This window comes from Niveispirillum fermenti (assembly GCF_048066175.1).
GTDB classification, from domain to species: domain Bacteria; phylum Pseudomonadota; class Alphaproteobacteria; order Azospirillales; family Azospirillaceae; genus Niveispirillum; species Niveispirillum fermenti.
This window is the reverse complement of record NZ_JBLTXA010000010.1, coordinates 58,683-81,790: the sequence shown is the minus strand read 5'-3', so window position 1 is coordinate 81,790 and position 23,108 is coordinate 58,683. Positions and strand designations below refer to the sequence as shown.

At 68.4% G+C, this 23,108-nt stretch carries 21 protein-coding genes; 10 read left to right on the top strand and 11 right to left on the bottom strand.

All coding sequences use genetic code 11. The annotated features are described in order from the left end of the window. Nucleotides 1-47 precede the first annotated feature (47 nt). The 5 genes from ilvD to ACM9LZ_RS12500 form a co-directional block, all read right to left on the bottom strand. Complete coding sequence (gene ilvD / locus ACM9LZ_RS12520) at nt 48-1,727, bottom strand: dihydroxy-acid dehydratase (RefSeq protein ID WP_416619808.1); 1,680 nt, start codon at nt 1,725-1,727, stop codon at nt 48-50. A gap of 1 nt (nt 1,728) precedes the next feature. Then, nucleotides 1,729-2,604 carry an NAD(P)-dependent oxidoreductase gene (locus ACM9LZ_RS12515; protein WP_416619807.1) on the bottom strand — a complete coding sequence of 292 codons (876 nt, stop codon included), beginning with the start codon at nt 2,602-2,604 and terminating at the stop codon, nt 1,729-1,731. After that, nucleotides 2,601-3,632, bottom strand: coding sequence for a zinc-binding dehydrogenase (locus tag ACM9LZ_RS12510; protein ID WP_416619806.1), 1,032 nt, complete (start codon nt 3,630-3,632; stop codon nt 2,601-2,603). Before ACM9LZ_RS12510 ends, ACM9LZ_RS12515 begins: the two co-directional genes overlap by 4 nt. Nucleotides 3,633-3,708: 76 nt before the next feature. Beyond that, a complete protein-coding gene (locus ACM9LZ_RS12505) occupies nt 3,709-4,602 on the bottom strand; it encodes a fumarylacetoacetate hydrolase family protein (protein ID WP_416619805.1) in 894 nt (297 codons plus the stop codon). Next, nucleotides 4,599-5,045, bottom strand: a complete 447-nt coding sequence (locus ACM9LZ_RS12500) for a nuclear transport factor 2 family protein (protein WP_416619804.1) — start codon at nt 5,043-5,045, stop codon at nt 4,599-4,601. Before ACM9LZ_RS12500 ends, ACM9LZ_RS12505 begins: the two co-directional genes overlap by 4 nt. Before the next feature lie 248 nt (nt 5,046-5,293). On the opposite strand from ACM9LZ_RS12500, the gene ACM9LZ_RS12495 reads away from it, so the two are divergent. From ACM9LZ_RS12495 to ACM9LZ_RS12450, 10 genes are all read left to right on the top strand, one after another. Then, nucleotides 5,294-5,893, top strand: a complete 600-nt coding sequence (locus ACM9LZ_RS12495) for a VOC family protein (RefSeq protein WP_416619803.1) — start codon at nt 5,294-5,296, stop codon at nt 5,891-5,893. A 62-nt stretch (nt 5,894-5,955) separates the two neighbouring features. Beyond that, nucleotides 5,956-8,184, top strand: a complete 2,229-nt coding sequence (locus tag ACM9LZ_RS12490) for a TonB-dependent receptor (protein ID WP_416619802.1) — start codon at nt 5,956-5,958, stop codon at nt 8,182-8,184. Between the two features lie 17 nt (nt 8,185-8,201). After that, complete coding sequence (locus ACM9LZ_RS12485; protein ID WP_416619801.1) at nt 8,202-9,404, top strand: MFS transporter; 1,203 nt, start codon at nt 8,202-8,204, stop codon at nt 9,402-9,404. Between the two features lie 125 nt (nt 9,405-9,529). Next, entirely contained in the window at nt 9,530-10,114 is a 585-nt protein-coding gene (locus ACM9LZ_RS12480) for an HPF/RaiA family ribosome-associated protein (RefSeq protein WP_416619800.1), read from the top strand. Nucleotides 10,115-10,298: 184 nt separating this feature from the next. Further along, nucleotides 10,299-10,967 carry a TetR/AcrR family transcriptional regulator gene (locus tag ACM9LZ_RS12475; RefSeq protein ID WP_416619799.1) on the top strand — a complete coding sequence of 223 codons (669 nt, stop codon included), beginning with the start codon at nt 10,299-10,301 and terminating at the stop codon, nt 10,965-10,967. A 57-nt stretch (nt 10,968-11,024) separates the two neighbouring features. Continuing rightward, nucleotides 11,025-12,224, top strand: a complete 1,200-nt coding sequence (locus tag ACM9LZ_RS12470) for a cytochrome P450 (RefSeq protein ID WP_416619798.1) — start codon at nt 11,025-11,027, stop codon at nt 12,222-12,224. Between the two features lie 26 nt (nt 12,225-12,250). Next, the gene (locus ACM9LZ_RS12465; RefSeq protein ID WP_416619797.1) at nt 12,251-13,048 is read left to right on the top strand and encodes an SDR family NAD(P)-dependent oxidoreductase; all 798 of its coding nucleotides are present in this window, start codon (nt 12,251-12,253) and stop codon (nt 13,046-13,048) included. A 23-nt stretch (nt 13,049-13,071) separates the two neighbouring features. After that, nucleotides 13,072-14,337: a cytochrome P450 gene (locus ACM9LZ_RS12460; protein WP_416619796.1), complete on the top strand. Its 1,266-nt coding sequence runs from the start codon at nt 13,072-13,074 to the stop codon at nt 14,335-14,337. 17 nt (nt 14,338-14,354) lie between these two features. Beyond that, a complete protein-coding gene (locus tag ACM9LZ_RS12455; protein WP_416619795.1) occupies nt 14,355-15,506 on the top strand; it encodes a serine hydrolase domain-containing protein in 1,152 nt (383 codons plus the stop codon). 18 nt (nt 15,507-15,524) lie between these two features. Further along, nucleotides 15,525-17,129 (top strand): GMC family oxidoreductase, encoded by a 1,605-nt coding sequence (locus tag ACM9LZ_RS12450; RefSeq protein ID WP_416619794.1) that lies wholly within the window; start codon nt 15,525-15,527, stop codon nt 17,127-17,129. A gap of 22 nt (nt 17,130-17,151) precedes the next feature. Here ACM9LZ_RS12450 and ACM9LZ_RS12445 read toward each other — a convergent pair whose 3' ends face one another. Genes ACM9LZ_RS12445 through folE form a run of 6 tightly spaced genes read right to left on the bottom strand, consistent with a single transcriptional unit; the run spans nt 17,152 to nt 23,097 of the window. Next, entirely contained in the window at nt 17,152-17,907 is a 756-nt protein-coding gene (locus ACM9LZ_RS12445) for an SDR family NAD(P)-dependent oxidoreductase (RefSeq protein ID WP_416619793.1), read from the bottom strand. Between the two features lie 27 nt (nt 17,908-17,934). Continuing rightward, nucleotides 17,935-19,158 (bottom strand): acyl-CoA dehydrogenase family protein, encoded by a 1,224-nt coding sequence (locus tag ACM9LZ_RS12440; protein ID WP_416619792.1) that lies wholly within the window; start codon nt 19,156-19,158, stop codon nt 17,935-17,937. Beyond that, on the bottom strand, nt 19,155-20,195 hold the full coding sequence (locus ACM9LZ_RS12435) for an acyl-CoA dehydrogenase family protein (RefSeq protein WP_416619791.1): 1,041 nt from the start codon (nt 20,193-20,195) through the stop codon (nt 19,155-19,157). The genes ACM9LZ_RS12440 and ACM9LZ_RS12435 overlap by 4 nt, the downstream gene beginning before the upstream one ends. 20 nt (nt 20,196-20,215) lie before the next feature. After that, a complete protein-coding gene (locus tag ACM9LZ_RS12430) occupies nt 20,216-21,328 on the bottom strand; it encodes an acyl-CoA dehydrogenase family protein (RefSeq protein ID WP_416619790.1) in 1,113 nt (370 codons plus the stop codon). 8 nt (nt 21,329-21,336) lie between these two features. Beyond that, entirely contained in the window at nt 21,337-22,485 is a 1,149-nt protein-coding gene (locus tag ACM9LZ_RS12425) for an acyl-CoA dehydrogenase family protein (RefSeq protein WP_416619789.1), read from the bottom strand. A gap of 24 nt (nt 22,486-22,509) precedes the next feature. Next, nucleotides 22,510-23,097, bottom strand: a complete 588-nt coding sequence (gene folE / locus ACM9LZ_RS12420) for a GTP cyclohydrolase I FolE (RefSeq protein ID WP_416619788.1) — start codon at nt 23,095-23,097, stop codon at nt 22,510-22,512. Nucleotides 23,098-23,108: the final 11 nt, after the last annotated feature.

The window sequence follows — 23,108 nt, the reverse complement described above, 5'->3', positions numbered from 1 at the left end:
TGGGGCGGTGACCAGAACCAATTGGTTCTGGTCACCGCAAAATAGTATCAGTGGGTGACCGCCCCCCGGTCGGCAGGCCCGACCAGACGGCGATATTTGGCCAGCGTGGGCGGCAGGTCGGCCGGCTCGGCGGGGATCCAGGCGCGCCGCCGCTCCTCCAGCACCGCCGGATCGACCTTCAGGTCCAGCGTGCAAGCCTGTCCGTCGATGGCGACGATATCGCCGTCGCGGATCAGCGCGATGGGGCCGCCGGCCGCCGCCTCCGGCCCGACATGGCCGATGCACAGGCCCCGCGTGGCACCGGAGAAACGGCCGTCGGTCAGCAGCGCCACCTGTTCACCCATTCCCTGGCCATAGAGCAGGGCGGTGACGCCCAGCATTTCCCGCATGCCGGGCCCGCCCTTCGGTCCTTCGCCGCGGATCACCAGCACGTCGCCGGGTTGATAGGCGCGGGCGCGGACGGCGGCCACGGCCGCCTCCTCGCCCTCGAACACGCGGGCGGGGCCCTCGTGGCGCACGCGCTTCAGACCGGCCACCTTCAACAGCGCGCCGTCCGGGGCCAGCGACCCGCGCAACACCACCACGCCCCCCGTGGGCGCCAGCGCCGCTGCCGCGGACCGCACCACCTCCCCGTCGGGCGGCGGGGCCGCCGCCGCGACCTCCCCGATGGTCCGGCCCGTCACCGTCGGGCAGTCCGGATACAGCAATCCCGCCTCCAGCAGGGCGCGCAGCACCACGGGCACGCCGCCGGCCATGTGCAGGTCGCGAGCCCAGAAGCGTCCGCCCGGCTTCAGGTCCGCCAGCAGCGGCGTGCGGTCGAAGATGGCGGCGATATCGTCCAGGGTGAAGGCGATCCCCGCCTCGTGCGCGATGGCCGGCAGGTGCAGGGCGGCGTTGGTCGATCCGCCCGTGGCAGCAACGGTCATGGCGGCATTGGCCAGGCTGTGGCGCGTGACCAGTTCGCGCGGGCACGGCCCGCCAGCCCGGATCAGCCTGGCCAGGGTGCGCCCCGCCTCCCGCGCCAGGGCCAGCCGCTCGGACGCCACGGCCGGCATCATGGCCGTGCCGGGCAGGGCCAGGCCCATGGCCTCGGCCGCCATCGCCATGGTATTGGCCGTGAACTGCCCGGCACAGGACCCGACCGTGGGCACGCCGGCCCGTTCCAGTTCCGTCAGCTCCGCCTCGGTCATGGTGCCGGCATAGACCTGGCCCACCCCTTCATACACATCGACGATGCCGATATCCCGGCCACGCCAGCGCCCCGGCAGCGCGGCCCCGCCATAGACGAAGACCGCCGGCCGGTTCAGGCGGACCATGCCCATCATCAGGCCGGGCAGGGTCTTGTCGCATGCCGCGAAGCCGATGACCCCGTCATAGGCGTGGGCACGCGCCACGGCATCCAGGCTGTCGGCGATGATCTCCCGCGAGACGAGGCTGTAGCGCATGCCGCCATGGTTCATGGACATGCTGTCGGCCACCGTGATGGTGGAAAACTCGAACGGCGTCACCCCGGCCCCGGCCAGCCCCTCCCTGGCCGCTGCCGCCTGCGGGGCCAGCGACATGGAACAGGGGGTGACACTGGCCCCGGTGGAGACGATGCCGGCGAAGGGCTGGGCGATGGCGCGCTCGTCATGACCCATGGCGCGCAGGAAGGCGCGGTGCGGCGCGCGGTCCAGACCGTCGGTCACGATGCGTGACGGCAGGCGGGGCGTGTTGTCGGTGGGCATGTCAATCTTCCCCGGTCTTGGCATAAAGGCGCGGCAGGCGCGCCAGATCCGCCGGTCCCAGCCCCAGGGCCAGGGCTTGGCGGTAAAGGGTGCGGGCGGCGGACAGGAGCGGCATGTCGGTTCCGGCCAGCGCCTCGGCCGCCGCCTCCACATCCTTGGCCATGGTGGCGATGCGGCCGCGCGGCGTCGGCTCGGCATCCGATACCATGGCGGCACCGAACTGGCGCAGCGGCGGGCTGTCGGCGAAACCGCCGGCCAGCGCCCCCGGCAGCCTGGATACATCCAGCCCCAGGGCGTGGCCGGCCGCCACCGCCTCGGCCAGGGCCAGCAGGGTGTTCGCAACGATGATCTGGTTGCACAGTTTCGTGGCCTGTCCCGCGCCCAGCGCTCCCATGGCGGTGACATGGGCGGCCACAGCGTCCAGCAGCGGACGGGCGCGGCCGATATCGGCCGCATCGCCGCCGCAGAAAATGGTCAGGCTGCCCGCCATCGCACCGGCCACACCGCCCGAAACGGGCGCGTCCACCCAGGCGCGGCCGGCACGGGCCGCCAGATCGCGGGTCGCCGCGACACCGATGGTGGAAAAATCCACGATCAGCGCATCCGGCCCCGCCCCGGCCAGGGCCCCATCCGGCGCGAACAGCACCTGTTCAACGGCCGCCGCATCCAGCAGGCACAGCGCGATGATGTCCGCACCGGCCGCCGCGTCGGCCGGTGCGGATGCTGCGCGCATGGCCGGACCGGCCAGCGCCGCCGCCTTGTCCAGGCTGCGGTTCCAGATGGCCAGCGGCAGCCCCGCCGCCGCCACACGGGCCGCCATGGGCGCCCCCATCAGCCCCAGCCCCAGAAAGGCGACGGACGGTGGCGGGGCGGTCATGCCGGGGTTCCCGCCACGTCGATGACGATCTTGCCGCGCGCCTGCCTGCTTTCACAATATTCATGGGCGGCCACCATCTCCGTCATGGGCAGCACGCGGTCAATGACGGGGCGGATGCGACCGGCCCGCACCAGATCACCGACGATGCGCAGCGCCTCGCCGTTCGGCTTCATGAAGGCCCAGGCATAGCGCCGCCCCAGGGCCTTCTGCGCCGCCACCCGTTCGGCGAACAGCGCCTCGCCCCTGGCCAGCCCCTCCTCCAGCCCGTGCCGGTCGATCAGCAGCAGCTTGGGCGTGACGATGCTGACATAGGCGGCGTCCGCCCCCGTCTTCAACGCGCCCAGCAGCTTGTCCTCCACATCGAAGGACGTGTCGAAGGCCACGTCATATCCATGCAGATGGTCCGCAAAATCCTGCCGCGTATAATCGATGACGGTGTCGGCCCCCAGTTCACGCACCAGATCGACATTGCGGGTGGAAACAATGGTCGCCACCTCCGCCCCCCAGGCCTTCAGCAACTGGATGGCCAGGCTGCCGACCCCGCCGGCGCCACGCGGCACGACCACGCGCTTTCCCGCCGCATTCTCCGGCGTCAGGCCGGCATGGTCGACCAGAGCGGCCCAGGCCGTCAGGATGGCATAGGGGATGGACCCGGCCTCCGCGAAGGACAGCGACGGCGGTGCCGGGGCGGCCCAATCGGCCGGGATCGCCATGTAATCGGCCGTGCCGCCCGACAGGGTGCCGGCCCAGACCGCATCACCAGGCGTGTACCCGGTCACCCCCTCCCCCAGCGCCGCCACGGTGCCGGCCACGTCGCGGCCCGGGATGTGCGGCTGCTTCACGAAGCCGATCTTCTCCCAATAGGCCGCGCCATAGCCGCCGCGCACGGCGCAGTCGATGGGATTGACAGAGGTGGCATGGACCCGCACCAGGATCTCGCCCGCCCCCGGCACCGGTATGGGCGCATCGTCGACAAGGTGCAGCACCTCGGCCGCGGTGCCATAGGTTGAATGCTGGATGGCTCGCATCTTCTTCGTTCTCTCCTGGTATGTGCTTTTCCCCGGGAACACCGGGTCCCTTCGGGGGGGGTGATGTTCCCCGGTGTCAATCGATGCGGGTGGCCGGCACTTCCGGGACGACGCGGTTCTCGATATGGCCCAGGCCTTCGATCTCCACGCGCACGCGCTGGCCGGCCCGCAGCCAGCGCGGCGGGTTGAAGGCCGCGCCCACGCCGCAGGGGCTGCCCGTCGACAGGATGTCGCCCGGTTCCAGGGTGAAGACGGCGCTGATATAGGCGATCATGGCGGCGATGCCGTTGATCAGTTCCCCGGTATTGCCGTCCTGGCGCAATTCCCCATCCACCCAGCTTCGGATGGACAGGGCCTGCGGGTCCGGCACGGCGTCGGCCGTGGTCAGCCAGGGACCGGTGGGGCCGTGGGTGTCGAACGACTTGCCCAGGATGGCCGTGGGCGCCTTCAACTGCCAGTCGCGCACACTGACATCGTTGCAGACCATATAGCCGGCGATGACGGTGTGCGCCTGTTCCGGCGGCACATGCCGGCACCGGCGGCCGATCACGACGCCCAGTTCAGCCTCGTAATCCAGCTGTTCCGAAGAGGCGGGCAGCTCGATCGGGTCATAGGGACCGGCAAGGCAACTCACCTGCTTGTTGAACCAGACCTGATTGGACAGGTCTGGAATGGGGATGCCCTTTCGCCGCACCTCCTCCACATGCGAGCTGTAATTGAAACCGATGCCCAGGAATTTGCGCGGGCGGGGCACGGGCGGGGCCAGGTCGGCGCTTTCCAGCGCGATGCCGTCGCCGCGATGGCGTTCCAGGCCCGCAGCCACCGCCGCCATCGCCGCCGGACCACCATTCAACAGCGCTTCCATGCTGTCCGGCAGGCCGGGCGACAGGCCGGCCACGGGCAGGATGCGGTCCTCCCGCAGCACGCCCAGGATCCGGCGCGCCCCCTCGCGGTATGTCACCAGTCTCATGGCGCGTGCCCCCCGTCCGTCAGCGTGCCTTCAAAGGTCACGGTCAGCCGGCGGCTGCAAAAACGCCAGCCATCGGCGGTCAGCATCACCTTGTCGGTGGAATGGCCCAGCACAAGGGTCGCCCCCTTCTGCGGGGCCGGCGGCACACCCACTGCCGTCATCACATTGGCCTCGGCCAGATAACCGTCACCATCCGGCGTCAGGCGCAGGTTGGACCAGTAATGGCGCGACAGCCGGTCACCGCGGGCCGACCGCTGCGTGAACCAGCGGTCGATCTCCGCCCGGCCCTGCAGGGTGAAATGCGGCGTCTCCACCGTCGCGTCCGGGGTGAACAGGGCCGCCACGCTGGAACCGGCGCCATTATCCACGCGCCAGGCGAATTCCGTCAGCAGCCCGCCGATGGCGTCGCGCGCCAGTGCCAGGCCGGCATCGCCGTGCGTCATTGCTTCCTCCCTCTCTTCGCTTGAGATCGCGGGGGCTTGGGCGGGACGCCGGCCCTTGTCGGCCGGTGGCATTCCCGTCGCCCCCTGTCCATTTCACTCATACCGGAAAAATGTCGATTGTCAAATGGTCGACAATATGTGATCGTCCATTAATCGAATGACGGGTCAATGTTTGCCCGGCCGGCGCCATGGCGCGGCCGGCACCGCCCGCACCCGACATCCCAGGAACAACAAGCAGGGAGGAAGCGATGACGCAGGCAAGCCCCACCGGCCCCCGCGTTCTGGAAACAAGGCCCATCAAGCCGGAAAAGCTGGCCCATGTGGTGATCCGCACCCGCCGCTTCGCCGAAAGCCGGCAATGGTGGGCAACCGTGCTGGATGCGGCCCCGGCCTATGAGAACGACCGGCTGTGCTTCATGACCTATGATGACGAACATCACCGGATCGGCCTGATCAACATCCCCGAGCTGGGGGATACCGATCCCGGCACCAACGGGGTGGAGCACGTGGCCTTCACCTACGCCACGCTGGGGGACCTGCTGGCCACCTATCGCCGGCTGTCGGCAGAGAGGATCGCGCCGTTCTGGACCATCAATCACGGCCCCACCATCTCGATGTATTACCGCGACCCGGACGGCAACAAGGTCGAACTGCAATATGACGTGTTCGACCGGGCGGGCGTGGATGCCTTCTTCGCCTCCGGCGCCTATGAGGAGAATTTCATGGGCATCATCTTCGATGCCGACGATATGGTGCGCCGGTACGAGGCGGGCGAACCGATCGGGACGCTGACAGCCCGCCCGCCCCTGCCACCCGGCATGGGACCATGGGACATGCATCGCGCCTGACGCAAAACGGAAGAACAATCGCCCGGACAAGGGCGGAAGAGAGCTTTTGGGAGGAAGAATTGATGCTGTTCGACAAGAAGGTGCGCGCCCTGTTGCTGGCGGGCGCCGCCACCGCCCTTGTGCCCGTGGCCCCGGCCCAGACCGGCGACGGCCTGCTGGAAGAGATCGTGGTCACCGCCCGCAAGCGGGCCGAGAACCTGCAGGACACGCCCATCGCCATCACCGCCGTCACCGGCGCCGCCATCGAGGAAAAGGGCCTGACCAGCCTGTCGGAAATCAGCTACAGCACGCCGAACCTGGTGCTGAACGGCTCCGCCCCCCTGTCGGGCAACCCCGCCGCCGCCGTGGTGTTCCTGCGCGGCGTGGGGCAGATCGACTTCGCCATCCATACCGATCCCGGCGTCGGCATCTATGTCGACGGCGTCTATGTCGCGCGCAGCGTCGGCTCCGTGCTGGACCTGCTGGACCTGGAGCGCGTGGAGGTGCTGCGCGGGCCGCAGGGCACGCTGTTCGGCCGCAACACAATCGGCGGCGCCATCAGCCTGACCTCGCGCGGGCCGGGGGACGAACTGGGCGGCCAGGTCGCCGTGACCATGGGGTCGGACAAGCGGCGGGAGGCGCAATTCTCCCTGGACGTGCCCGTCAGTGAGACCGTATCCACCAAGTTCAGCGGTTTCACCCGGCAACGCGACGGCTATGTCAGGCGGTTGCAGACGGGCGAGAAGATGGGCGACGACGATGTGCTGGCCGGACGGTTCCAGTTGCGCTGGCAGGCCAGCGAGAACCTGACGGCGCTGGTCGCCGCCGACGTGACGCGGCGGCGGGAGAAATCCGCCCCCAACGTGGCGCTGGACCTGGACCCGGATGCCTTCCCGCTGGCCTTCCTCTACAATAACCGCATCGCCACCAACCCGATCTGCCAGACCGCCCCGGACACCAGCCGCGACTGTTTCGGCGCCGCATGGCAGACGGGTACCCCCTATGCCACCAACGGTACGCGGCAGACCAAGGCCGATGTCGATGTGTTCGGCACGTCCCTGACCCTGGATTGGGAGGGGGATGGCGTTTCGGTGAAGTCCATCACGGCCTATCGCGAGATGCAGGCCGTGTTCGGCCGCGACACCGACCACACGCCCTTCGACTATCTCTATAGCGCCAACGACCAGGAACAGGACCAGTTCAGCCAGGAATTCCAGGTGACGGGCCGGTCGTTCGATGATCGGTTGAAATGGCTGGTCGGCGCCTATTATTTCAAGGAAAGCGCCTTCGACGATTATATCAGCGCCGGCGCCGTCAATGGCAGCCGCGGACTGAACCATGTGCGCAACAGCAACTGGGCGCTGTTCACGGAAGCCACCTACGACCTGACGCCGGACCTGCACCTGACGGCGGGCCTGCGCTACACGGACGAGACCAAGAAGCTGCGCACCGACCAGTATGTGAATACCGGCATCCGGTCCCCCATCGGCACCATCATCGTCGCCGACAATAGCTGGCAGAGCCGCAGCTTCACCGAAGCCACGCCGCGTGTCACCCTGGCCTATGATGTCAGCAGCGCGCTGATGGCCTACGGCACCTACTCCGAAGGGTTCAAGAGCGGCGGGTTCAACGCGCGCTATTCCTCCCCCGTGGCCGCACCCGTTCCCTATGACCCGGAATTCGCCACGCTTTACGAGGCGGGTTTCAAATATGAAAGCCCGGCCCGCGACCTGCGCCTGAACCTGGCGGCCTTCCGCACCGACTATGACGATATCCAGGTCGATTTCAGCTATCCGGGCGTGCTGGGCACGCTGGTCGGCAATGCCGCCGCCGGCCGTATCGAAGGGGTGGAGGTGGAATTCACCTGGTATCCGCTGCCGGGCCTGCATCTGGATGGCAGCGTCAGCCACCTGGATGCCCGCTATACCGGCGTGGATGCCACGGTGCCGGGGATCGCGGACGGCAACCGCCTGCCGCTGGCACCCCGCTGGTCCACCAACCTGGGGGCTGCCTACAGCTTCGACCTGCCGGCCGGCGCGCTGCTGACCCCGCGCGTGGACTGGGCCTACCGGTCCAGTGCCGATTACGACGCCGTCAACACCCCCATCATCCGCCAGCGCGGCTATCACCTGCTGAATGCCAGCATCGCGTATGAGACGGGCGACGGGTCCTGGCGCGTGACGCTGGGCGGCCGAAACCTGACGGATGAGCGCTATCTGACCTCCGCCGGCTACAGCGATGCGGCCGGCGTGGCAGAAGGCGTCTACGCGCGGCCGCGCGAATGGTATCTGTCGGCACGGTACAGCTTCTGATGAAAGGGACACCGCCGATGCGGCCCGAACCGCTTTCCCCCGCGCAGCGCCGGACCTTCCTGCTCTGCTTCGTCGTTGCCATGCTGGACGGGTTCGACACGCTGGTGGTGGCCTTCATCGCGCCCGTGCTGGAACAGGACTGGGCGCTGGATCCGGCCCGGCTGGGCCTGCTGTTCGGGGCGGGTCTGCTGGGAGCCGCCCTAGGCGGGTTCATCGGGGGGCCGCTGGCCGACCGGTTCGGCCGGCGGCGCACCCTGCTGGGCTGCGTCGCTCTTTTCTCCGTCCTGACGCTGGTCTGCGCCGTGGCGCCGGATTTCACCACGCTGCTGGTGCTGCGGCTGCTGGCGGGGCTGGGGCTGGGCGGCGCCATCCCCAACATCACGGCGCTGACAGCGGAAAACGTGCCGGCGTCCCGCCGTTCATCCCTGGTCACCCGCATGTTCATCGGCTTTCCGCTGGGGGCGGTGGTCGGCGGCGGCATCTGCGCCCTGATGGTGCCGGAGGTGGGATGGCGTTCGGCCTTCTGGCTGGGCGGTGTGCTGCCGCTTGTGCTGCTGCCGGCACTGTGGCGCCACCTGCCGCGGTCACTGGCCGCGGCGGGCGCGGCGGCACCGGCAGGGGCAGGGGCCGCCATCGCCGGCCAGTTCCGCGATGGCCGGGCCGCGGCAACGCTGCTGCTGTGGCTGGGGGCGTTCGGCATCCTGCTGGTCAGCTATTTCCTGATCAACTGGACGCCGATGGCCCTGTCCGCCGCCGGCCTGCCCACGGGCTGGGCCGTGGCGGGGGGCGTCGTGCTTAATCTAGGCGGCGTCGTCGGGGCCCTGTCGATGAGCCTGATCATCGACCGTTTCGGCCCCTTCCGCTGCGTCGGGCTGGCGCTGGCGGCGGGCAGCCTGGCCGTGCTGGCCATGGGTCTGGCCGTGGATCACCCGGTCGTGCTGGCCCTGCTGGTGCCGCTGGTCGGCTTCATGGTGATCGGGGCGCAGTTGAACATCCCGTCCATGGCGGCCCAACTATTCCCGGCCGCCATGCGGGGCACGGGCGTGGGCTGGACCATGGCGGCCGGCCGGGCCGGGTCGATCCTGGGGCCCACGCTGGGCGGCGGCCTGATGGCCACGGGCATGCAATGGGGCGTTCTTTTCGCCCTTGTCGGCCTGTCGGCGGCCATCGCGGCGGCGGCCCTGTTTGTGGCCGGGCTGAAGCGGCCGGCGACAGCCTGACAAGGGCGGCACAGGCCATCAACGGACAGGCGCAGACCGGTCGCGGGGGAACCCGTACCGGTCCGCGCCTGTTACCCCTGGGTCCAAGCGCCGCGCCGGCTGCGCACCCATGTTGATGGCAGGAGATGATGCAAAGAGAGCTTCAAATCGCATTCAAGGGCCTGGACAGTTCCCCGGCACTGGAATCCCTCATCCGCGAGCGGGCCAGCCGCCTGGAAAGGCAATATCCGCGGCTGGTGGGCTGCCGGGTGGTGGTGGAGATCCCGCATCGCGGCTCCCGGTCGGCCAAGGTACCCATCGCCGTCTCGGTGGAAGCCGAGGTGCCGGGCCGCCCCGCCATCGTCGGCAAGGACCAGACGGAACGGCGGGAGGCGAAGGAGGATTACACCGCCGCCCTGAACAACGCCTTCCATGCCGTCGAACGCCAGCTCGACAAGCTGGCCGACATCCGCAACCAGGATGTGAAACCCCATGCGGCCGATGGCCGGAGCGGCATGGTGGTCCGCCTGTTCCCGGAGCAGGATTACGGCTTCATCGAAGCCGACGGGTCACCCGAACTGCATTTCACGCGCAGCGCCGTGGCCGGCGATGCGTTCGATGAACTGACGGTCGGCATGATCGTGCAGATCACGCCGGCAACCGACGAAGGACCGATGGGGCCACAGGCAAGCTCGGTGCGGTTGCTGGACCGCAGCATGACGCCGTCCTGACCGGCAGCACCGGCATGGGAAGTGGGCCTTGGCGCCAGTTTGCCAAGGCCCGACCCGCCTGTACCACCCCCTTCACCATTACGATATCCGCGCGCTGGCCGTGGCCCGGCACTTTGCCGCCCCGCCATAATCGGGGATAGTGGCTGTCCATGGGCAGTCAGCCAGCAAGGCGGGAAGGCACGTTTTGAGCGAAACCGACGCACCCGGGGCCCCCGCCCGGCCGCCACGCCGCCGCCGCCGGTCGCAGCAGGAGATCATCACCCGCATCCTGGCGGCCGCCCAGCAGCAGTTCAACGAACACGGCTATTCCGCTGCCACGACGAAGGAGATCGCACGGCAGGCGGACGTCTCCGAAACGCTGCTTTACCGGCATTTCAAAAGCAAGGCGGGCCTGTTCGACCAGGTCGTCTTTGATCCGTTCGACATCCTGGCCAGCCAGCTTCTGGGCGCGCGCGACAAGACCCGCGACTGGAACATCGACCCGGCGCAAGGCCGTGTGCTGCTGGAACGGATGCTGGGCTTTCTGGAACAGAACCGCACCTTGCTGTGCGACCTTGCCGTCAAGGGGCTGGCGGAAACCGCCGATGAGCGGGCGGAACAGCGGCTGGACGGCATGCGCCGCCATTACCGGATCGCGGCCAGCCAGGTGGAGGCCTTCCACCGCGCGCGCGGCCATGCCTGCCCCGTCGATCCCGACATCGCCGTGCGGCTGTCATTGGGCATGCTGCTGTCATCGGTGCTGTTCAGCGAATGGCTGTTTCCCGACGGCGCGCCGCCGCGCGACCGGCTGGTCGAGAATATCAGACTGATGATGGTTCGCGCCCTGGCGACGCGCGGGGCCGATCCGGATTGATCCCGACCTGCGGCTATGTAGTGATACTGCATAAGCCACAAGGACGGGGAGAAACCGATGTCCAGGCAACCGGATCATGTTCCGGCCGACCGCGTCGTGCATTTCGATATCTACGACGTGCCGGGCGCGGATGAGGATATCCAACTGGCCTATCGTGCCTTCCAGCAGGCGCATCCCGACATCTTCTGGACCCCGGCCAATGGCGGCCATTGGGTGGCGACGCGGGCCGACGATATCGAGGCCATCCAGCGCGACCATGAGAATTTCTCCCACCGGCGCATCACCATCCCGCCCATGCCGCCGGAATATCCGCGACAGATCCCGCTGGAGGTGGACCCGCCGGAACATGCCGCCTATCGCCGGCCGCTGACCCGCGCCCTGCTGCCCCGGGTGGTGAACGCACTGGAGACCAAGATCACCGGTCTGACCGTGCAACTGGTGGAGGCGCTGCTGCCGCGCGGCGAATGCGAATTCATCGAGGATTTCGCCAAGATCCTGCCCATCGCCGTCTTCCTGGACCTGGTCGACCTGCCGCGCGCGGACCGGGCCCTGTTGCTGCCGCTGGCCGAGGATGCGGTGCGGGGCACCAGCGTGGAGGCGCGCCATCGCGCCCATGCCGGCATCGCCGCCTATCTGATGCCCTGGATCGAGGCGCGACGCGCCCATCCGGGCGACGACCTGCTGTCGCAGATCGTCAATGCCGACATCAATGGCAAAAAGATCAGCCAGGCCGAGGCCGTGGCGTTTGCCTCCCTGGTGCTGTTCGGGGGGCTGGATACGGTGGCGTCGTCGCTGGGCTTCATCGCGCATTTCCTGGCCCGCAACCCGGACCATCGCCGGCAATTGCGCGAAGGGCTGGATGATCCCGCCTTCATGCAGGGCGCGATCGAGGAACTGCTGCGCCGGCACGGGGTTGCCAATACGGCGCGCACCGTCACCCGCGACATGGAATTCCGGGGCATGCAGTTGCGGGCCGGCGACATGATCCTGCCACCCAATCTTCTGTACGGGCTGGACGAGCGCAAGGTGCAGGACCCGCTGCGCGTGGATTTCACCCGCCCCTTCCCCGTGCCGCACGCCACCTTCGGCAACGGCCCCCATACCTGTCCCGGCGCCGTGCTGGCCCGGCGGGAGATCAGGGCCTTCCTGACCGAATGGCTGCGCCGCATCCCCGATTTCGCCGTCAGGCCCGGCACGAAGCCGCGCCTGGCGACGGGCATGGTGAACGGGGTGCTGAGCCTGGAACTGGTCTGGTGAGAACAAGTACATATCGGGAGGAAACCATGTCCATCGACCTGCCCCTGCTGGGCCGGCTGTTCGGCCTTGCCGGGCGCAATGCCATCGTGACCGGTGCGGCCACCGGCATCGGACGGCGCACAGCCGAACTGTTCGCCGCCGCCGGCGCCCATGTCGCGGCCCTGGACCTGAATATCGCCAAGGCGGAGGAATTCGCCGCCCGGGTCCGCGATGCCGGCGGCCAGGCCACGGCCATCGCCATGGACCAGGGCGATCCGGACAGCATCCGGGCGGCCTTCGAGCAGGTGGACGCCACGCTCCCCCGCATCGACGTGCTGCTGAATTGTGCGGCCATCTACCCGCGCTGCAATTTCGAAAAGGCGACGACCGCCTTCCTGGACCGCATGCATGCGGTCAATGTGCGCGGCGTCTTCCAATGCACGCAGGAAGCCGTGCGCCGCATGAAGGCGACGGGCGGCGGCTCCATCATCAGCATATCGTCGGTCACGGCGCTGCGGGCCGGCATCTACGACAACATCCAGTACGGCATGTCCAAGGCCGCGCTGAACGCGATGACGCAATCGCTGGCCCTGGAATATGCGGAGGCCGGCGTGCGCGTGAACGCGATCATGCCCGGCGGTATCGCGACCGAGGCGGCCATTGCCTCCACCCAGGTGGGCGACCCGTTGCGCGGCCCGTTCCTTCAGCCCGGCCGCGTGCCGCTGGGGGGTGAGAATGCCGAGCCGCAGGTCATCGCCAATGCCTGCCTGTTCCTGGCGTCCGATGCCTCCCGCTTCGTCACCGGCCAGTTGCTGGCGGTCGATGGCGGCTTCCTGATCAGTTGACACCCCCGCCCCCGAGGATTGCCATGGACACGCACGCCATCCCCCGCATCCGCGATTTCGACGATCCGGATTACGATCCGTTCAACGCCATGGGCACGCTGGGCGGCGAGTACCGTATCCGGGACTGCTATCCCGAACTGGCACGCCTGCGCCGCCTGTCGCCCGTGTTCGACGGCGATATCAGGGTGCATTTCGGCCTGGCCCCCGATCTGACGATGAAGCACCTGCGCCAGTTCGCCGTGCTGGGCCACGCCGAATGCGTTTCGGTCCTGTCGGATTCCCGGACCTTCTCCAACGAGATCTACAACAATAACCTGGGGGTCTATTTCGGCCGCTCGGTCACCACCATGGACGGCCAGGCCCATTTCGACAACCGCCGCCTGTTCCAGAAGGCGTTCAACCCGAAGATGGTGGAGGATTGGGGCCAGCAGATGATCCCCCGCATGATCCATCGCCTGATCGACGGGTTCGCGGGCGAGGGGAAGGCCGAACTGGTCAGCGGGTTCACGCTGCATTTCCCCTTCCATTTCATCCATGAACTGATGGCCCTGCCGGAAGAGGACCGGGCCATATTCCACAAGCTCGCCTTTGGCCAGATCGGCATCATCTTCGACCATGAGCATGGGATGGATGCCATCAACAAGCTGAAGGAATATCTGACGGCCATCGTCCATCACCGGCGCGCGCACCCCCTGTCGGACAGCGATCTGATCAGCAATCTGGCCCGGCTGTCCGGCCCCGGCGGGGAACTGGAGGATGACATCGTCATCGCCTTCTTCCGGCAATTGATGAATGCCGGCGGTGATACCTCCTATCACGGTTTCTCCAGCGTGCTGGCGGCCCTGCTGACCCATCCCGAGCAGTTGGAGGCCGTGCGGCGGGACCGGTCGCTGGTGCCGCAGGCGCTGGAGGAGGGGCTGCGCTGGAACGCACCCGTGCCCGGCATCTCCCGCACCCCGACGCGGGAGATCGAAATCGCCGGCACCCTCCTGCGGCCGGGAGACCATGTACTGGTCATGCTGGGGGCCGCGAACCGGGACGAGAACGCATTCCCCGATCCCGACCGGTTCGACATTTTCCGCAAGCCCACGGGCCACATGCCCTTCGGGCACGGCCGGCATATCTGCATCGGCCAGCATCTGGCGCGCATGGAAATGACCGTGGCGCTGAACGCACTGCTGGACCGGCTGCCGGGCCTGCGGGCCGACCCCGACCACCCGCCCCCGGAAGTCGTGGGCTTCGCGCTGCGCGGCCCGCACGAGGTGCATGTCCGCTTCGATCCGGCATGAGCAGGAGTAAAGACACGATGACCACCCCCACCCTGGACCACCCCGCCAACCGCGCCGTCCAGTCCCTGCTGGACCGGCTTGTCGCCGAGGGGCGGGAAATCGGCGTACAGGTCGCGGCCTATCTGGGCGACGATCTGGTCGTCGATTGCTGGAGCGGGCACCGCGACCAGAACGGCACAGCCGTGACCGCTGACACCCTGTTCAACGTCTTTTCCGTCTCCAAGGCACTGACGGCCACGGCCGTGCATATCCAGGCGGAGAACGGTCACCTGGACTATGATGCACCCGTCGCCCGCTACTGGCCGGAATTCGCGGCGGCGGGGAAGGAAAAGCTGACCGTCGCACAGGTGCTGACCCATTGTTCGGGCCTGATGCAGATGCCGGCCGACGTGACGGTGGCGCAGATGTGCGACTGGGATTGGATGACCGGCTGGCTGGCGGCCCAACCGCCGCTGTTCGCACCAGGCACGCAAAGCGGCTACCAGTCGATGAGCTTCGGCTGGATCCTGGGGGAACTGGTCCGCCGCACCGATGTGAGCCGCCGCCCCTTCGGTTCCTTCGTGCGGGAGGAAATCCTGCTGCCGCTGGGAGCGCCGGATTTCTGGCTGGGCATCCCGGCGTCGCAAGCCCACCGCGTCGCCACCCTGGACGGCAGCGCGGTGCAGGCGGCACCCGACGGCACGCTTTACCGCGTCACCTGCCCGATGCAGGTGGACCTGATGCCGGACCCCTTCTCTCGTGCGGGCGTGCAGCAGGCCTGCATTCCGGCCGTGGGCGGCATCTCCAACGCCCGCAGCCAGGCACGGCTGTTCGCCATGCTGGCCAATGGCGGCCGGTTCCAGGGAACCCGGCTGCTGTCGGCCGACCGCGTGGCCGGCTTCAGCACGAAGCGGCATGATTTCGGGCCCGATCCCGTCTTCTTCGGCATGGATGTGCCCATCGGGCTGGGCGGCTATTGGCTGGGTGGCGACAATCCCCCCATCTCCGCCCTGCGCAACCCGCGCGCCATCTGCCATCCCGGCATGGGCGGGTCGCTGGGCTGGGCCGATCCCGACCGCAGGCTGGCCGTCGCCTTCTGCCACAACCGCATGTTCGACGCCTATACGCCGGACCAGGACAGCCGCACCCTGGTGGGCGACGCCATCCGCGCCGCACTCGGCCTGTCCTGACCGCTGGGAGCATCCGCCTTGACCGCGACATTGCCCATGTTCGACTACATTATCGTCGGCGCCGGTTCGGCCGGCTGCGTGCTGGCCAACCGCCTGTCGGAACAGCCGGGCGTCTCCGTCCTGCTGATCGAGGCGGGGCCGCCCGACAGCAGCCCCCTGATCCACATGCCCAAGGGCTTCGGCAAGCTTCTGTCCGACCCGAGGCATGCCTGGTTCTTCCAGACCGAGGCCGGCGACGGCATTCCGTCGGAAACCTGGGTGCGCGGCAAGGTGCTGGGCGGGTCCAGCGCCATCAACGGCATGATGTATTTCCGCGGCCAGCCGGACGATTACGACGAATGGGCGTCCCTGGGCGCCACGGGCTGGGACTGGGCCGCCATGCGCGCCTGTTTCCGGGCCATGGAGAACCATGCATCGGGCGCCGATGGGGAACGCGGCACGGGGGGCCCGCTGAACGTGTCGGTACCGACCGAACTCGACCCGCTGTCGCTGGCCCTGATCGAAGCGGGGGTGGCCATGGGCATACCGCGCAGGGATGACCTGAACCGCCCGGACCAGACCGGCATCGGACCCGCCCCGCGCACCATCCATCGCGGCCGCCGGTCCAGCGCCGCGCAGGCCTTCCTGAAACCGGCGCGCAACCGGCCTAACCTGACCGTCGTGACGGGCACGACGGTGGAGAAGGTGCTATTCGAGGGAACACGTGCCACCGGCGTGGCCGGGCACGATGCCGGCGGGGAGCGCCGCTTCCTGGCCGGCCGGGAAGTCATCCTGTCGGCCGGCGCCCTGCACACGCCACGGCTTCTCCAGCTTTCCGGGGTGGGGCCGGCGGGCCTGCTGCGTGACCTGCATATCCCCGTGGTGGCCGACAATCCCCATGTCGGAGAGCATATGCTGGAACACCGGCTGCTGATGATGCAATACCGGATGCTGCGCCCCTTGAGCCAGAACCGGGATTTCAGCGGCTGGCGGCTGGTGGCCAATACGCTGAAATACCTGATGTTCCGGCGTGGCGTCATGGCGGCCGGCGCCTATCAGGCCGCCGCCTTCATCAATGCCGTCGACCGCGACGGCCGGCCCGACACCGAACTGCTGGCCGCCCCCTATTCGCTGGAGATCAATGCCAAGGGCGTCGGGTTCGAGAAGGCGCACGGCCTGCACCTGTTCGCCTATCCCCTGCGGCCGCGCAGCGAGGGCAGCCTGCGCATCCGATCCAGCGATCCCGCCATGCCGGCGGCCATCCGTCCCAACTATCTGGCCGATCCCTATGACCGGCAGGTGACGGTGGCCGGCTTCCGCTTCATCCGCGAATGGATGCGCCATCCGACCCTGGCCGGGCTGGTGGGCGACGAGACGGCCCCCGGCCCCGGTGTGCAGAGCGATGACGAGATCGTGGCGGCCTTCCGCGGCATGGGTCAGGCCGGCTACCATGCCTGCGGCACCTGCCGCATCGGCGACCCGTCGCGCGGCGTGGTCGATGCCCGGCTGCGCGTGCATGGCGTCGGCGGGCTGCGCGTCGTTGACGGGTCGGTGATGCCGACCATGGTCTCGGCCAACACCAACGGCCCCATCATGGCCATCGGCTGGCGGGCGGCGGACCTGATCCGGGAGGAAGGGCGGTAAAACACCGCCCCCTTCCCACCCTTCACAGCATCATCAGCCCGCCATCGGCATTGATGGTCTGGCCGGTGACATAGCGGCTGTCGTCACCGGCCAGAAACACGGCGACCGGTCCGATATCGGACACAGGGTCTCCGAAGCGGCCCAGCGCGATCTCCTTGCGGTAGATTTCCGCCTCCTGCGGATGTTCGTCCAGATACTTCACCGCGATGGGGCTGAGCGCCGCGGGGCAGATGACATTGACACGGATGCCGTGCGCACCCCATTCGCGGGCCGCCACGCGCGACAGGGCGCGCACGCCCTCCTTGGCGGCGGCATAGATGCCGAAGCCCGGACCGCCATGGATCCCCTCGCGCGAGCCGAGATTGATGATCGACCCGCCGCGTTCCTTCAGGTGCGGGAAGGCCGCCTGCATGTGGTAGAGCGTACCGATGGGGCCGCTCTCCAGCGTCAGGGCGATGGTGTCGTCGTCGATCTCCTCCAGCTTCTGGCCGGGGTGGGAACTCTGGGCATTGTTGACCAGCACATCCAGCCGGCCGAAACGGGCGATGGTGGCGGCCACGGTCCTTTGTGCATCGGCACGCCGGCGGACATCGGCCGCCACGCATTCCACCGCGGCACCACCCGCCCGCAGGGGCCCTGCAGCCGTTTCCAGCTTGGCTGCGTCGCGGCCCGTGATGACCAGCGATGCCCCGGCCGCCGCCAGGGCCGTGGCGATGCCCAGCCCGACCCCCTGGCCGCCGCCCGTCACGATGGCAACCCTGCCCGTCAATCCTGCCATTGCATCCTCTCCTGATGTTTCACGCCCTCAGCGCGGCAGGCCCAGCACCCGCTCGGCCAGCACGTTCTTCAGCACCTCGTTGGTGCCGCCGGAAATGGTCCAGGCATAGGACCAGAGATAGGCGTCGTAGCTGTCGTTGGTCTGGTTGCTGTCACCGGTCATGCGCGGCACCGCCACCTGCCCGTCCAGCCCGGCCCGGGCCAGCATGAAAGCCCAATGGTCGTGCAGCAGTTCCGAATAGAGCAGCTTCACATAGCTGGGCAGGGGCGAATTGCCCATGTGCGGATCGGCGATCACCTCCGCCATCATGCGGTCGATGACGGCGCGCACGGCCAGCAGCCGGCCGTAAAGCCGCATATAAGCACGGCGATGGGCGGTATCGGCCCACCAGGCGACCTTGCCCGCCCTCGCATCGGCAAGCAGCATGTCCATGCCGCACTGAAGCCGCGCCGCCAAATCCACGATGATCAGGCCGCGTTCGGCCGACAAGGTGGACTGGGCGATGCGCCAGCCGTCATTCTCCGCCCCGATCAGGTTTTCCGCCGGGATTTCGACATCATCCAGGAACAGTTCGCAGAATTCCGCCCCGCCATTGATCTGCGGGATGGGCCGCCGGGTGACGCCGGGGCTTTCCATGTCCAGGATGAAATAGGAGATGCCGGCCTGCTTCTTCGGCGCCTGCGGATCGGTTCGGGCCAGCAGCAGGCAATAGCGGGCATGCATGCCGTAGGAGGACCAGACCTTCTGGCCGTTGACGACATAGGCGCAGCGCCCGTCCGCCCCCTCCCGCCGTTCCGCCCGCATGCGCAGCGATGCCAGGTCGGACCCGGCACCGGGCTCGGAAAAGCCCTGGCACCACACCTCACCGCGGTCGCGCACGCCCGCCAGATAGCGGTCGCGCTGTTCGGCCGTGCCATGCGCGAACAGGGTGGCCGGCAGGTGGAACAGGGAGATGGTGAACATGTCCGGACGCGGAGCGTCGGCGCGGGCCAGTTCCTCGTTCAGGATCACGGCATGACGCAGCGACAGTTCCTCCCCGCCCCAGGCGCGCGGCCAGTGCGGCGTAGCCAGCCTGACGCGGCGCAGTTCATCGAACCACCAATGCTGGAAGGCGACGTAGTCGCTTTCGGGCGCCCCCACCAGCTTCGCCTTCCAGTCCGGGGACAGGACGGCGGCCAGCCATTCACGGATGGCAGCGCGGAAGGCCCCCTCGTCCTCCAGATGGTCCAGCGGCATGGGATGGGTTTTCATGCGGCACTCTCCGTCAACAGCGTGGCGGCACGGTCCAGTGCCGCATCCTCCCCGCCGAACAGCAGGCGGTTCAGCCAGGCGCGCTTCAGGTAATGGTGGCATTCATGTTCCCAGGTGAACCCGATGCCGCCGTGAAGCTGGACCGCATCGTCGGCGATGGTCACATAGGCGTCGGCGGCCTGCGCGCGGGCCAGGTGGGCCAGGCCCAGGGACCGCGCGCCACCATCTTCCCCCGCCACCTGTACCGCCATGGCCACCAGGGCACGGGCGGATTCCAGGCGCAGCTTGTGGTTCGCCACCCGGTGCTTCAGGGCCTGGAAACCACCGATGGGCTGGCCGAACTGCGTGCGGATCTTCAGATATTCGATGGTCTTGTCCAGAATGGCTTCCGCCCCGCCGATACTGTCGCAGGCCACCGCCAGCGCCGCGTGCCGGCACAAGGCCGACCCATCCACGGGCACCGCCAGCACCGGTGCCTCATGCAGGTCCAGGACCGCCATGCCGCGCGTGCGGTCGACGGCGGGGGTCGGCGTAACCGTCACCCCGGCCGCCTGGCGCGGCAGTAGCAGATGGCGCCCATCCGTGGTGGCCAGCAGATAGAGGCCGGCGGCATCGCCATGCAGCACATGGGGCACCCGCGCCGTGATCCGGTCGCCCGGCGGGAGGTCCAGATCGAGCGCCAGGGTGGCGAACATCTCCCCCGATGCCAGCAGGGGCAGCCACTGCGCCCGCACCGCGTCCGGGGCGCCCTTCAGCGCGTCAGCCACCAGCAGCGTGGATGGCAATGGAAGGCAGGCGGGACCGCGCCCCAGTTCCTCATACAGCACGGCCAGCGCCGGCAAGCCCAGCCCCAGCCCGCCATCCGCCTCCGCAATGCCCAGCCCGGCCCAGCCCAGGCCCGCCACGGTGGCGGCCAGCGCCGCGTCGAACGCGCCCCCGTCATGTACATGGCGGCGTACCCGCCCGGCATCGGTCTCCGCATCCAGCACCGCGCGGAACTCCTGCCGCAACTCGGCCAGATCGATCGCGTCGCTCATCCCCGCCTCTCCCCCACCTGTCAGGCCAGCGCCAGTCCCATGGACACGAAGCGCCGCCGCTGTTCCCCGGCATCGCCCAGCCAGGCCGACAGGGTCAAGGCCCGCTTCACATAAAGGCCCAGGTCGTGTTCCTCGGTAAAGCCGATGGCGCCGTGAAGCTGGATGGCCTCACGCGCGATGCGGCTGGCGGCCTCCGAACAACGGCCCTTGGCGCGCAGGGCGGCGAGTGGCAGCGCCGCCGGGTCACCCGCCCGCGACAGGCCGAAGCCCAACGCCGCCACGGCGCGTTCCTTCTCGATGTAAAGATCGACGGCCTTGTGCTGCAGGGCCTGGAAACTGCCGATCAACTGGTCGTACTGCCGGCGGATGCCCAGATATTCGATGGTCATGGCCAGCATATGCTCGGCCAGGCCCAGCAGGGCAGCGGCCGCCACGATCCGCGTCTCGTCCAGGGCGCGGGCGATGGCGGCCGCTGCCGCCCGTGGCGGGACCAGCAGCGCATCGTCCGGCACGGCCACGTCAGCCAGCACCACCTGCCCCAGCGGGCTGTCATCCGCCCGCCAATGCCAGGAAAGTGCGACGCCGGCGGCCTCCACCGGCAGGACGAACAGCCCATGGCCCTTGTCCAGCCGGGCCGGCACCAGAAGATGCGTGGCGCCGGCCGCCCCGGCCACGGACAGGGCCCGGCCGGTCAGGCGGAACCCCTCCCCTTCATCGGCGGCCGTCACGACGGGCAGTCCTGCATCGAAATCCAGCGCCAGCGCGGGTCGGACAGCGCCCGACACCAGCCCTTCCAGCAAGGCCGCCCGCGCCGGGCCGGCCGGGGCATGCACCAGCACGCGCGCCGCCAGAACGGCACGGGACAGCAGCGGCTCGGCCATCAGCCCCTTTTCCAGCTCGCGCAGCAGGCCGGCCATCTCGGCCAGGCCCAGGCCGATGCCCCCATCGGCTTCCGGCACCAGCACGCCGTACCAGCCCAGTTCGGCGAAGGTGCCGGCCAGATGCGCATCATATCCGGGCAGGGTGCGGCGCAGGCGGCGGGTGCGCTGGTGGTCCCCATGGTCGGCGACCAGCCGCACCGCACCGTCGCGCAGTTCGGCGACCATGCCCTCGTCGGCGGAAATCCGGTTCATCGCGTCCCTCACGATGGCAGGCCAAGCACGCGCTTGGCCAGGATGTTGCGGTGGACCTGCACCGTGCCGCCATAGATCATGGGTGCGCGGGCCGTCAGGTAATCGCGCAGCAGGTCGGGCGTGCCGTCGGTGAACGGCACCTCGCCCCCCAGCCCGCCGCGTTCGCCCGCGACCTCCAGCGTCAGTTCGGTGATGCGGGCATAGGTCTCCGTCGCCACGATCTTCAGGGTCGACACCTCGAACCCGAAGGAGTGGCCGGCGCGGATCTCCTGGGCCAGCCTTTCATACATCTCGGCATTGTCGGCCAGATCAATCTGCAATTGCGCGATGCGGTCCAGCGTGACCGGATCGCGGTCGCGCCCCGCCAGCTTCGCCACGCGCACCAGCCGGTCCATGGCTTGTCGGCCCATATGCGGCGACCCGGCCCAGACCCGCTCGAACCCCAGCAGGGACTGCGCGACTTTCCAGCCATTGTTCAGCCCGCCGACCAGATTGGCCACAGGCGCGCGGACATCATCCAGGAACACCTCGGCGAATTCCGCGTCGCCATTGATGGTGACGATGGGTTTCACCGTCACGCCGGGCTGGCGCATGTCGACCAGGATGAAGCTGATGCCCGCCTGCTTGCGCACGCTCTTGTCGGTACGGGCCAGGACGAAGATGTGGTTGGCATCGACGGCACCGGAGGTCCAGATCTTGTGGCCGTTGATGATGAACGCATCACCCTCGATCCGCGCCTCGGTGCGCAGGGCTGCCAGGTCCGACCCGGCCCCCGGCTCGGAGAAACCCTGGCACCACAGATGCTCGGCCGAGATGATCTTTGGCAGGTAATGCGCAACCTGTTCGGGCGTGCCATGGGCCAGCAGCACGGGCCCGACATTCAGCACGCCTTGTTCCATCACCCGGGAAATACCGGCGCGCGCCCATTCCTCCAGATAGATCAGGTGCTTGGCCTGCTTCAGCCCCATGCCGCCATGCGCCACGGGCCAGCCGGGCGCCAGCCAGCCATGCGCGGCCATGGCCCGGTACCAGCCCTGGGACTGTTCCCAGCGCACATGTTCCTCCCCGCGCCGGATATGGGCGGGGCAGTGGGTTTCGATGAAATCACGGGCCGCGGCGCGGAACGCCTCGTCGGACAGCGCATTCCAATCCTGCATCTTCACCTCTCCTTGGACCCGCGCCTATACGCCCATCAGGGCCAGCACTTCCCTGCGGCTTTTCTCATCGTCGCGGAACACGCCCATCATGCGGCTGGTCTTCATGGTGACGCCCGGCGTATTGACGCCGCGCGCCGTCATGCAGCCGTGCGTCGCCTCGATCACTACGGCCACGCCCAGCGGCTTCAGATGCTCCCAGATGCAGTCCGCCACCTCCGCCGTCAGCCGTTCCTGCACCTGCAGGCGGCGGGCGAAGGCATGCAGCACGCGGGCCAGCTTGGAGATGCCCACCACATGTCTGTCGGGAAGGTAGGCGATGTGCGCCTGGCCCGTGATCGGGGCCATGTGGTGCTCGCAATGCGACTGGAACGGAATATCCTTCAGCAGCACGATCTCGTCATAACCGCCGACCTCGTGGAATATCCGCGACAGATGGAAGGCGGGGTCGTCGGCATAGCCGCGGCAATATTCCCTCCACGCCTTGGCCACGCGGCGCGGTGTATCGGCCAGCCCCTCGCGGCCGGGATCGTCCCCGGCCCAGCGGATCAGGCGGCGGATGGCATCCTGGATGTCGTCCGGGATATCGGCACCGGCGTTTGGTGATGTCGTCATGGTCCTGGCAT